Annotated in this window: 13 protein-coding genes; 12 read left to right on the top strand and 1 reads right to left on the bottom strand. The window is 32.9% G+C overall.

The features are described 5' to 3' along the window. Position 1: 1 nt before the first annotated feature. The 4 genes from pyrE (at position 2) to ACM6UH_RS09085 (ending at position 2697) form a co-directional block, all read left to right on the top strand. Positions 2 to 613, top strand: a complete 612-nt coding sequence (gene pyrE, locus ACM6UH_RS09100) for an orotate phosphoribosyltransferase (RefSeq protein ID WP_002483523.1) — start codon at positions 2 to 4, stop codon at positions 611 to 613. Between the two features lie 22 nt (positions 614 to 635). Then, positions 636 to 821, top strand: a complete 186-nt coding sequence (locus ACM6UH_RS09095; RefSeq protein ID WP_283995360.1) for a hypothetical protein — start codon at positions 636 to 638, stop codon at positions 819 to 821. A 521-nt stretch (positions 822 to 1342) separates the two neighbouring features. Further along, on the top strand, positions 1343 to 2197 hold the full coding sequence (locus ACM6UH_RS09090; protein WP_047503538.1) for a YitT family protein: 855 nt from the start codon (positions 1343 to 1345) through the stop codon (positions 2195 to 2197). A gap of 92 nt (positions 2198 to 2289) precedes the next feature. Next, the gene (locus tag ACM6UH_RS09085) at positions 2290 to 2697 is read left to right on the top strand and encodes a VOC family protein (protein ID WP_048787291.1); all 408 of its coding nucleotides are present in this window, start codon (positions 2290 to 2292) and stop codon (positions 2695 to 2697) included. Positions 2698 to 2799: 102 nt separating this feature from the next. Here the strand turns inward: ACM6UH_RS09085 and ACM6UH_RS09080 are convergent, their stop codons facing one another. Then, positions 2800 to 4497, bottom strand: a complete 1698-nt coding sequence (locus tag ACM6UH_RS09080) for an Rqc2 family fibronectin-binding protein (protein WP_011303305.1) — start codon at positions 4495 to 4497, stop codon at positions 2800 to 2802. Positions 4498 to 4656: 159 nt separating this feature from the next. Here ACM6UH_RS09080 and gmk point away from each other — a divergent pair, with 159 nt between their 5' ends. From gmk to fmt, 8 genes are all read left to right on the top strand, one after another. Further along, positions 4657 to 5280 carry a guanylate kinase gene (gene gmk, locus ACM6UH_RS09075; RefSeq protein WP_002483518.1) on the top strand — a complete coding sequence of 208 codons (624 nt, stop codon included), beginning with the start codon at positions 4657 to 4659 and terminating at the stop codon, positions 5278 to 5280. After that, the gene (gene rpoZ, locus ACM6UH_RS09070; RefSeq protein ID WP_002483517.1) at positions 5280 to 5492 is read left to right on the top strand and encodes a DNA-directed RNA polymerase subunit omega; all 213 of its coding nucleotides are present in this window, start codon (positions 5280 to 5282) and stop codon (positions 5490 to 5492) included. The genes gmk and rpoZ overlap by 1 nt, the downstream gene beginning before the upstream one ends. A 236-nt stretch (positions 5493 to 5728) precedes the next feature. After that, positions 5729 to 6937, top strand: coding sequence for a bifunctional phosphopantothenoylcysteine decarboxylase/phosphopantothenate--cysteine ligase CoaBC (coaBC, locus tag ACM6UH_RS09065; protein WP_047503540.1), 1209 nt, complete (start codon positions 5729 to 5731; stop codon positions 6935 to 6937). 1 nt (position 6938) lies between these two features. After that, positions 6939 to 9347, top strand: a complete 2409-nt coding sequence (priA, locus tag ACM6UH_RS09060) for a primosomal protein N' (RefSeq protein ID WP_048787290.1) — start codon at positions 6939 to 6941, stop codon at positions 9345 to 9347. Positions 9348 to 9746: 399 nt separating this feature from the next. After that, positions 9747 to 10061: a hypothetical protein gene (locus tag ACM6UH_RS09055; protein WP_225310421.1), complete on the top strand. Its 315-nt coding sequence runs from the start codon at positions 9747 to 9749 to the stop codon at positions 10059 to 10061. Beyond that, a complete protein-coding gene (locus ACM6UH_RS09050; RefSeq protein ID WP_002483513.1) occupies positions 9986 to 10681 on the top strand; it encodes a GNAT family N-acetyltransferase in 696 nt (231 codons plus the stop codon). The genes ACM6UH_RS09055 and ACM6UH_RS09050 overlap by 76 nt, the downstream gene beginning before the upstream one ends. Positions 10682 to 10980: 299 nt before the next feature. After that, positions 10981 to 11469 (top strand): peptide deformylase, encoded by a 489-nt coding sequence (locus ACM6UH_RS09045; protein ID WP_011303300.1) that lies wholly within the window; start codon positions 10981 to 10983, stop codon positions 11467 to 11469. Beyond that, the gene (gene fmt / locus ACM6UH_RS09040; RefSeq protein WP_002483511.1) at positions 11462 to 12394 is read left to right on the top strand and encodes a methionyl-tRNA formyltransferase; all 933 of its coding nucleotides are present in this window, start codon (positions 11462 to 11464) and stop codon (positions 12392 to 12394) included. Before ACM6UH_RS09045 ends, fmt begins: the two co-directional genes overlap by 8 nt. Positions 12395 to 12396: the final 2 nt, after the last annotated feature.

Raw genomic sequence — 12396 nt, 5'->3', positions numbered from 1 at the left:
TATGGCTAAAGCAATTGCAAAAGCATTATTAGAAATTGAAGCAGTATCACTATCCCCGAATGATCCATTTACTTGGAGTTCTGGTATAAAATCACCAATTTATTGTGATAATCGTGTAACACTTGGATATCCAGAAGTACGTCAACATATCAGAGATGGACTGTGTGACTTAATCGAAACATATTTTGGAGACGTGGAAATAGTTTCAGGTACTGCCACAGCTGGTATACCCCATGCTGCGTATGTTTCTGAAAAATTAGCTTTACCGATGAATTATGTTCGTTCTAAAAGTAAGAGTCATGGCAAACAAAATCAAATTGAAGGTGCTTTAAGTAAAGGAAAAAAAGTAGTTGTTATTGAAGATTTAATTTCAACGGGTGGTTCATCAATTACTGCAGTCGAAGCTTTAAGAGAAGCGGGGGCAGATGTTATTGGTGTCGTAGCTATCTTTACTTACGGTTTAAAAAAAGCAGATGAACAATTCAAACAAGCGCAAATGCCATTTTATACATTAAGCAATTACAATGAATTAATTGATGTTGCAAAAGAAAATGGAGAAATTTCTGATAATGATATTAGGTCTTTAGTTGATTGGAGAGACAACTTGTCATAATATACTAAGTGGAGGGGATGTTATGACAAAAGACCCGAAAGAAGCTTATAATCATTTCGCACATTTGAATAAATTTTTGAATAAAAATGAAGATTATAGAGACCAAAACATATCAGATATTGATTACGAAATGTTAAAGCAAAAATCAGAAGAAAATATATATAAAAAATCTAAATCAACTATAAAGCAAAAAGGGTATATTAAATAATAAGCTTAACAAATAGACGATTTAAGTTAATAACATGGCAAATAAGTAGGGGCTAATCAAATTTATTTTATTAAATAAGTTTGATTAGCCCCTATTTGAAATAAGAAAGGGAACAACATTTATATTGATTATCATGAATTGTTGATTTCAATTATAGGTGCCCCGTACGTTATAAATTTTTTAATAGTGTATTAGCGAATCATTATTTTAATGATGATATAGCCTACAAGTAATACAAGGGCTGCAATAAGTAAAGGAATAATATAAAAAGACATGAACATTACCTCCAATGTAATTTAGTTTCATTTTAACTATAGAAGTTAAAATGGTAAAAGAAAAAGCTATTAGTTTAAGTATAACAGTTAATAAGTATATTCATATGATATGCTTAGTTTACTAAAAAAGATAATTAAAGTATCAAATGATTTATAAACTATGTATTTAAGATCTATATACTTATTTTAAAATAAATTGTAAAAATAAGATATTAAAGCTTTGATATTTTGGTAAGGGGGACTTGTATGCAAAAAATTCGACAGTTACTTAAAAACAATACAAAAGATATGATCATTTGTCTTATTGGTTCTTTTATTAGTGCTATTGCAGTCAATTGCTTTATACTAGGGTCAAATTTAGGTGATGGTGGCACCGTCGGCATGTCATTAGCGCTTAAATACGCTTTCGGTTGGTCACCAGCACTTTCATCTTTAATTATTAATACCCTCGTCATTATTGTTGGCTGGAAATTTTTAAGCACAAGAACAGCGATTTATACTGTGGTCGCCAATACTTCCATTTCTATATTTTTAGATTTAACTGAACATTGGAAGACAGGGGTAGATAATTTTGTAATTAATGCAACGTTTGGTGGTGTACTAGTCGGTGTGGGCATTGGGTTAGTTATTGCATCCGGTGGTGTTATAGGTGGTACATCAGTTATTGCAAAAATGCTTAATAAGTATTTTGATATTAAAACAGCACAGGGTATTTTTGTATTAGATGGTTTAGTCGTACTATCATTTTTATTTGTATTGCCACTCACGAACGTGCTATTTACAATAATAATGATTTTCATTACTGAGCGTGCGACCTCATTTATAATTGAAGGTTTTAATCCCAAAAAGGCAGTTACAGTCATTTCTAGTAAAAACGAAACGATTAGTGATAAAATCAACAGCTTCACAGGTAGAGGCTCTACGATACTAAACGGTAAAGGTGGTTATGGTAAACATGAGACAAGCATGTTATACGTTGTTGTGCCACAATCACAAGTAACAAGAGTTAAAAAGTTAGTAAATGAAGAAGACGAAAATGCATTTTTAGTGATTCATGACGTACGTGACGTACTTGGTAATGGATTTATTAACTTATCTTAAATTTAGAAATTTACGAACATAAAATGCATAAATTCGATTTTTGATAGTATATCCTTTATTCTAAAGTGTATAAAGGTTTAGGAGGTAGAATAATGGCAATACCTAAGATAACAACTTTTCTGATGTTTAACGGCAATGCAGAAGAAGCTATTAATTTATATGTTAATACATTTGAGGACGCTGAAATATTAGCGTTGGTAAGATATAGCGAAAGTGATGAAGAACCAACAGGCGCTGTTCAACATGCCATTTTTAGATTAAAAAATCAAGTATTTATGGCAATTGATAATATGAATGGGGTAGATATTGAGATGAACCCTGCAATGTCATTATACGTGACAGTTGATAGCGCAATTGAAATGGAGAGATTATTTAGTAAACTGAAAAGTGGTGGCGCCATTTTAATGCCAAAAACAGAAATGCCACCTTTTAGAGAATTTGCATGGATTCAAGATAAGTTTGGTGTTAATTTCCAATTAGCCTTACCTGAGAAAAATTAAATACTAATATAGAAGCGGGACGATGAAATCAACATTTCTAAAATTGATTTCATCGTCCCGCTTTTGTTTGTTATAGGATACAACCGTAATATTATATCGTATTTACTTTACTTTCATTTTTTGAATGTGATCATAATCGGGTGTTGCATAAAGTGTTTTTTGGTTATCATAAGTTACAAAACCTGGTTTTGCACCTGAAGGCTTATGCACGTGTTTAATTTCAGTAAAGTCAACTGGAATTTGAGCTGAACTACCTGCTTTTGAGAAGTAACCAGATAACATGGCCGCTTCTTTAATTGTTTCTTCACTCGGATCATCACTTAATATGACGACATGTGATCCGGGAATATCTTTCGTATGGAACCAAAGTTGATGTTTCTTAGCTAATTTATTCGTTAAATAATCATTTTGTTTATTGTTTTTACCAACCATGATTGTATCTCCATCTGTAGATACGTATTCTTGTAACTGCATAGTTTGTTTCTTTTTCTTCTTACTCTGTTTACGTTGTTTCATATACCCTTGCTCGGCTAATTCATCGCGAATGTCATCAATATCATTGACTGAAATATGAGCAAGTTGTTGTTCTATACTTTCAAAATAATTAATGTTTTCTTTGGTTAAATCGATTTGATGGTGCAATTCATGTTCTCTTGTCTTTAATTTATTATACTGTTTGTAATAATTTTGTGCATTCACTGCTGGTGCCTTTGTAGGGTTAAGCGGTATAGTGACTTCTTCACCAGTGTAATAATTTAAGGCTGTGACCGATTTGTCACCTTGTTTAATACGATAAATGTTAGCAGTGATAAGTTCCCCATACAATTGTTGTAATTCTTTTTCTTTTGTACCTTCTTGTTCATCAATCAATTTATTTAATTTATTTTGAAATTTATGCAATTGTTGTTGTACAAATTTCACTAAATCATTTGCACGTTGTTTTACACGCTCTCGCTCTCCACGTGCATCATAATAACGGTCTAATAAATCATGTAATGAGTCATATTCTGTTACATCATCATAAAATTGATTTAATTTCATAAAGTAAAAATCTTCTTTACCCGTCTCGTGATTTTTATGAAAAACGGGTGTAGGTGTATGGTTAATTTCATTGATGACTTCATCAAATGCTTCTGGTAACGTATCATTTGTCATAAATCGTTTGCGATTCACAATTTCATTTGTAATTAATGGACTAAAGCCTTCGAAATGATCAAGAAGTTGACGTGCAATTTTGCCCTTATTGAAATCGATATATTGTATGACTTTATTACCAGTTATTTCAAAAGGATTAATTTTATTTTGAGTTGGTGGTGTTTCATATTGAAAGCCAGGCATTACTGTGCGATATTGATTGGTATTCGGTGTTAAATGCTTAAAGCCTTCAATGATTTTACGCTGATCATCAACTAATATTAAGTTACTGTGTTTACCCATAATTTCTAAAATTATAGTTCTATATATTGTATCTCCAATTTCATCTTTGCTTTGAACATCAATTTCTACACGTCTATCATTCCCAATTTGTCTTACTGCTTTAACGATGCCACCTTCTATATGTTTACGGAAAACGCGTGCAAACATGGGTGGATCAAATGGATTATCATATTTTTTATTTGTTAAATGCATTCTAGCAAAGCTAGGATGAATAGAAAGTAGAAGTTGATGATTTTTTCGGTTTTGTCGAATAACGACAAGAAGCGTGTCGTTTTCTGGTTGATTTATTTTATGGATTCTTCCGTCTACAAGAAATTGTAACGATTCCACCATTTTTCTTGTAAATAAACCATCATATGCCATTACTATCAGCCACCTTATTTTTAGTCATTCATCATATTGTAACATGGCATAAAGAAATGGTCATGACCAAAGTTTGTGCTGTTGGACGCTATACAACTAAATGAAAATTGTGGTATCATAGTTTAATAATAGAAGAATAGTTTAGAGAGGTAGTAAGTCATGGATAATGAGAAAGGTTTGTTGATTGTACTATCTGGACCTTCTGGCGTTGGGAAAGGTACAGTTAGAAAGAAAATATTTGATGACCCATCCACATCTTATAAATATTCTATTTCGATGACGACACGTGATAAGCGTCAGGGTGAAGTCGATGGTGTTGATTATTTCTTCAAAGCAAAATCAGAGTTTGAAGAGTTAATAAAACAAGATCAATTTATAGAATATGCAGAGTACGTAGGAAATTATTATGGGACGCCTGTGCAATACGTTAAAGACACTATGGATCGTGGGCACGATGTATTTTTAGAAATTGAAGTAGAAGGTGCAAAACAGGTACGTAAAAAGTTCCCAGATGCATTGTTTATTTTTCTTGCGCCACCAAGTTTAGATCATTTACGTGAGCGCTTAGTAGGTCGTGGTACAGAATCCAGTGAAAAAATTCAAAGCCGAGTGCATGAAGCTCGTAAAGAAGTGGAAATGATGAATTTATATGATTATGTTGTAGTTAATGACGAAGTTGAGTTAGCTAAGCAACGTATTCAATCTATTGTTGAAGCTGAACATTTGAAGAGAGAACGTATAGAAGCAAAATATAGAAAAATGATACTGGAGGCAAAAAAATAATGTTACAACCACCATTAAACCAATTAACATCAAAAATTAATTCAAAATATTTAATTGCAACTACAGCTGCAAAACGTGCGCGTGAAATAGACGAGAAACCTGAAAGTGCATTATTAACAAAATACATTTCAGAAAAACCTGTTGGTAAAGCTTTAGAAGAAATTGCTGACGGTGAAGTTTTCCCAGACGAACTATTCTTAAAAACGTATTAATTAAAAAGCATAGATATTGAATTTTATATAGCCATCTATGTGTTATTAAATGAATATCTTTCAAGTGCACACCATGCAGTCGCAAGGTGTGCTTTTTTTATTTAACTAATAAATTGTGTATAATGAACAGTAATCGAAAAGTTATTTTAATTATGAGGGACATACATTTTGATTTTCAATTATAAGAGACGTCACCCACGTCTGATCTAATTCAATCGAAGGAGAATGACTATATAATGAAACGAATATTACTTGCTGTTACAGGTGGTATAGCTGCATATAAAGCAATTGATTTAACGAGTAAACTGACGCAGGCTGGATTTGATGTCAGAGTCATGCTTACTGATCATGCTCAGGAATTTGTTACCCCACTAGCATTCCAAGCTATTGGGAGAAATCCCGTTTATACGAGTACATTTATAGAGCAAAATCCTCAAGAAATTCAACATGTTGCGCTGGGTGATTGGGCAGACGCAATTATCGTAGCGCCAGCAACTGCAAATACAATTGCTAAATTAGCAAATGGCATTGCAGATGATATGGTTACGTCAACGTTGTTAGCAACTGAAACGCCTAAATTTATTGCACCTGCAATGAACGTGCATATGTATGAAAATAAGAGGACACAACATAATTTAGCGACTTTAAGTTCAGATGGTTACTATTTTTTAGAACCTGGAGAAGGTTTTTTAGCATGTGGATATGTAGCGAAGGGGCGTATGGAAGAACCTTTACAAATTGTAGAGCGCATAAAGCAATACTTTAATGACATAAAACAAAAAGCTGTGCCAGCATCAAGTAGCTTTATTGGTAAACATGTATTAATTACTGCTGGACCCACTGTAGAAGAATTAGATCCAGTTCGTTTTTTATCAAATCGATCTTCAGGTAAGATTGGATACGTGCTTGCTGAATCTTTAGCTAAACGAGGTGCAGAAGTTACTTTAGTTTCAGGACCGACACATTTAACACCACCGAAGCATGTTGATGTAGTACACGTACAAAGTGCAGAAGAAATGTTCGAAGCGGTTCGAAGTCGTTTTGCTAAACAAGATATCGTTTTTAAAGCTGCTGCCGTGTCAGATTATGCGCCAGTAGAAATGTTGGACCATAAATTAAAAAAACAAGATGGTACTTTATCTGTAGAATTTAAACGTACACCAGATATTTTGAAATATTTAGGAGAACATAAAGAATCACAATACTTAGTTGGATTTGCAGCAGAAACACAAAATATTGAAGCTTATGCACAAAAAAAATTGCATAATAAAAATGCAGATGTGATTATTGCGAATAATGTTGGAGACCGTACGATTGGCTTTAGTTCCGATGACAATGATTATACGATGTATTATAAAAATGGAGACGCTATACCTTTAGGCAAACACAAAAAAGTCGAATTAGCGGAGCATATATTGAATAGTTTAGAAACAAGGTGGCAATAAAATGATAGCAAAAGTAATTGTTGATATACCTTCTAAGAGTGTTGATTTTACATTTGATTATATAATTCCTATAAGGTTACAATCAATGATTCAAATAGGTATGCGTGTCATTGTTCCATTTGGACCAAGAACAATTCAAGGTTATGTCATGAAGATAACAGACCAGCCTGATAGCAATATAGATATAAATAAATTAAAAGAAATTAAAGAAATTCAAGATATAAAACCCGAATTGACTGAAGAATTAATTCAATTTACTGAGTGGTATAACAATTACTTCGTTACAAAACGTATTTCAATGCTTGAAGTTATGCTGCCAAGTGCAATTAAAGCAAAATATACCAAGGTCTTTTCTATTGAAGATACGAATGCACTGCCTGAAACTTTAGCAGGGAAATTTGACTCATCAGGACACTATGCATTTAAAGCAGCACAGCAAAATGATGATTTAACACAAATTGCGCCATTATTAAAACAAGGTATTGTATCTGAAGTAACCTTACTATCACAAAATGTAAATAAGAAAAAACAACGTGCCATATGTGTTGTTGAAGGATTTAACTATGATAGTGTGCTAAATTCATTAGAAAAATCTAAGAAGCAATATGAATTATATGCCTTTTTATTAGATGAACAACATCGCATCGTTTTACTTAAAGACATAGAAGCAATGGGTTATTCAAAATCTAGTGTAGATACATTAATTCGCAAGGGCTTTGTTGAAAAATATGATGCTGTCGTTGAACGTGATCCATTTGAGACTAGGGTCTTTGAACAAGATGTGAAACAACATCTGACTTCAGACCAACAACGTGCATTTGAAGCCATATCAGAAAAGATACATGCTCATGAACAATGTACCTATTTATTGCATGGTGTGACAGGATCAGGCAAAACAGAAGTGTATTTACAAACAATTGAAGAAGTACTAAATCTTAATAGACAAGCAATGATGTTAGTTCCAGAAATTGCCTTAACACCACAAATGGTATTAAGATTTAAACGTAGATTTGGAGACGAAGTTGCTGTACTACATTCTGGATTATCCAAAGGTGAACGCTATGATGAATGGCAAAAGATTAGAGACGGTAAAGCACGTGTGAGCGTAGGTGCACGTTCAAGCGTCTTTGCACCATTTAAAAATTTAGGGATGATTATTATAGATGAAGAACATGAATCTTCGTATAAGCAAGAAGATTATCCCAGATATCATGCAAGAGATATCGCGCAATGGCGTAGTGAGTATCATCAATGTCCTTTAATATTAGGCAGCGCGACACCAAGTTTAGAATCATTTGCACGAGCTGAAAAGGGTGTATATGAGTTACTATCGTTACCTAACAGAGTTAATCAACAAGCTTTACCTGAGGTAGAAATTGTAGATATGAGAGAAGAATTGAACTCTGGAAATCGCTCTATGTTCTCTAATCAATTACGAGATGCAATACAACAACGCTTAGATAATCAGGAACAAATTGTACTCTTTTTAAATCGACGCGGTTATGCTTCATTTATGTTGTGTAGAGATTGTGGGCATGTTCCACAGTGTCCGAACTGTGATATTTCATTGACTTATCACAAATCAACAGATCAATTGAAATGTCATTATTGTGGTCATCAAGAAGTACCACCTAATCAATGTCCTAATTGTGAAAGTGAGCATATTAGACAAATGGGTACTGGCACACAGAGAGTTGAAGAACTTTTACAAGAAGCGTTTCAAGAGGCTCGTATTATACGGATGGACGTGGATACTACTTCTAGAAAAGGTGCTCATGAAAAGTTATTAAATGATTTTGGTTCAGGAAAAGGGGATATCTTGTTAGGGACACAAATGATTGCTAAAGGATTGGATTTTCCTAATATTACGTTAGTAGGTGTTTTGAATGCTGACACAATGTTGAATTTGCCAGACTTTAGAGCAAGTGAGCGAACATACCAATTGTTAACGCAAGTTGCTGGTCGAGCTGGTCGTCATGAAAAAGAAGGACAGGTGCTTATTCAAACATACAATCCAGATCATTATGCTATTAAAGATGTCCAAGAAAATGATTACACAGCCTTTTTCCAAAAAGAAATGAATTATAGGAAAATTGGAAAGTACCCACCGTATTTCTTTTTAATTAATTTTACTATTGCGCATAAAGAAATGAAAAAAGTTATGGAAGCATCCAAGCATATTCATAAAATATTACTGCAACATTTAACAGACAAAGCACTTGTACTTGGCCCATCTCCGGCCGCATTATCAAGAATCAATAACGAATATCGCTTTCAAATATTAGTGAAATATAAACGAGAACCTGCATTACACGAAGCATTAAAATATTTAGACGATTATTATCATGATCAATATTTAAAAGAAAAATTATCTTTGAAAATAGATATCGCACCGCAGATGATGATGTAATATTGAGCACGTTATATAACGAAGCTAATGTATACTGACTTTTGTATAAAAATATTAGAAAAAAGAACAAATTGTTTTGCTAGGTAAATGATTAGCCATTAAAATAGTTTGTTCTTTTTTTTGGACAAAAAAACATAAAAGTTAGATATAAATATGAAGTATAGTGATGGCGCTATGGATATAATCTTAACAATTAACTAATATTTATTAAAATTTATAAAAAATAATTTGCTACATTTTTTTGCATTTAATATTAATTAAAGTTATATTAAAGAGTAACGAGTCACGCATAAATGATTAGAGTACGTATTGAGAACGACAATAACGATTAAGAAAAGCAACCGACTAAGTGAGAAATGAGATCAATATCTTTTTATGTCTAATCTAAGGAGTACGCCTATGAGTTTAATTCGAAATAGAAAAGCAATTGGATTAAGTATCAATGAGTTGTCAAACAGAATTACGTCCTTTTACGATATCGTATTAAATCCAGAGATGATTAAGCAAATTGAACAACAACAATTAACACTCAATCAAAATGACGCTAAAATATTAGCTGAATTTTTAATACGACTGCGGAAGATTTACTTTAGTATAGTAACGTTAGTTTATGCTTTAGGGAAAAAAGGAGTGTTCATGTGCGATATAATGAGTTTAAGCAACCCATTGGTGAAGAACAAAATGAGTTTAAACAAGCTCATTTACCCAATGTGAAAGTTTTAGAAGGGCAATATTGCAGATTAGAAAAGTTAGCGCAATGTCATATTCAAGATTTATTTAATTATTTTTCTGATGAAGCGGATGCGCCGAATTGGACATATTTACCTGATGAGCAACCTCACGATTTTCAAGCATTTGAAAATTATATAGATAAGAAAATCAATTCTACTGATCCGTATTTTTTCGCCATTATTGATAAAGAAACATCTGAAGCAGTGGGCATTTTATCTTTACTCAGAATTGATCGCCATAATGGTTCAATTGAAGTTGGTCATATACATTACGCTAATGTCATGAAACAAACACGTATTGCCACGGAAGTGCAATTTTTATTAGCCAATTATGTATTTCAAACATTAGGTTATAGAAGATATGAATGGAAATGTGATGCTTTAAATGAACCGTCTATTAAAGCTGCCCAACGGCTAGGGTTTAAATTTGAAGGTATTTTTAGAAATCATAAAGTGTATAAAAATCGTAATCGTGACACATATTGGTTAGCAATGATTGATAAAGAGTGGCAGCAAAATAAACTTAAATTTGAAAGTTGGTTAGCAGCACAAAATTTCGATGAACTTGGTAATCAAGTGAATCGGTTAACGATTCTAGATTGATGAAAAACAATAAGCTTAAAGAACGATCAATGCTCAATATATAATGAAAAATGTAAAGGTTTGAAATATGTCTTGTATACTATGAACATCGTTTTAAAGTGCAGTATAGATAAAAAGCCCATTTAAATATGAGCAGATATCTATTTCTGCACTTTTTATATTTTATGAAGATAGATTGAATGAAGACTTATCCTACTACTTACTCAATATGTTCAGTAAAGTATTCTTTCAATGAATGGTGCAATTTCCACTAAAATAAGTTATAATAATATGATGAATTTTTATGAGGAGAAATCGATATGACAATCAAACAACTTGTAACAAGCAAACACCCTATTCTTAATAAGTCTATACCGGATGTGACAAAATTTGATGAAAATTTAGAACAATTATTGTTAGATTTAGAAGATACAATGTATGATGTTGAAGCATCTGCGATATGTGCGCCGCAGATAGGTGTTGCACAAAAAGTAGCGATGATAGATATGGAAATGGATGGATTGTTACAACTGATTAATCCTCAAATTATAAGTGAATCGGATACAAAAGTGACTGATTTAGAAGGGTCTATCAGTATACCTAATGTTTATGGTGAAGTGGAAAGAAGTAAAATGATTGTCGTTAAGAGTAATGATAAAAAAGGTAATGAAGTTGAGATGACTGCATATGATGATATCGCGAGAATGATTTTACATATGATAGATCATTTTGAAGGAAGATTGTTTACTGAACGTGTAGAGAAATTTTTAAGTGAAAGTGAAATGGAGGCGTATTTTGATAATGAGTAAAGTCATTTTTATGGGAACACCAGATTTTTCAACAAAAGTGCTAGAAATGTTAATTGCTGAACATGATGTGATTGCAGTAGTCACGCAACCAGACAGACCAGTAGGTAGAAAACGTGTTTTAACACCTCCACCAGTGAAAGAAGTTGCAATTAAGCACGGTTTACCAGTATATCAACCAGAAAAATTAGCCCAATCATCAGAGTTAGAACAACTTATTGACTTAGAAGCAGATTTAATCGTAACTGCAGCCTTTGGGCAAATATTGCCTGAATCATTATTAAATGCGCCAAAGTTAGGGGCAATCAATGTCCACGCGTCGTTATTACCTAAATATAGAGGTGGAGCGCCGATTCATCAAGCTATCATGGATGGTCAAACAGAAACAGGTATTTCTATAATGTATATGGTTAAGAAATTAGATGCAGGAGATATCATTTCTCAACAAGCAATAGAAATTGAGCACCAAGATGATGTCGGTACCATGCATGATAAATTGAGCTTTTTAGGTGCAGAATTATTAAAAGAGACTTTACCTTCTATTATTAATGGTACAAATAACCGCATTACACAGAATGAAAGTGAAGCTAGTTTTGCTACTAATATAAGTAGAGAACAGGAAAAGATTGATTGGTACCAATCGGCTGAAGTTATTTACAACCATATAAGAGGTCTGTCACCATGGCCAGTAGCTTATACAGTTATGGATGATGGTAACATGAAAGTATATGCATCCCGAATTGAAAAAGGTAAAACAGGTGAACCAGGTACAATTATTGAAACAACGAAAAAAGCAATCATCGTTGCGACAGGTTCCGACGATGCAATTGCATTAACAGATATTCAAGTTGCAGGGAAAAAACGTATGTTAACTGCAAACTACTTAAGTGGCGTGCAAACTTCACTTGTTGGGAAGGTACTAACATGACA

The organism is Staphylococcus sp. LKG4-2 (assembly GCF_050955665.1).
Lineage (GTDB): Bacteria > Bacillota > Bacilli > Staphylococcales > Staphylococcaceae > Staphylococcus > Staphylococcus saprophyticus.
The sequence above is the reverse complement of the archived record's forward strand: the minus strand, read 5'-3'. Positions and strand labels throughout refer to the sequence as shown.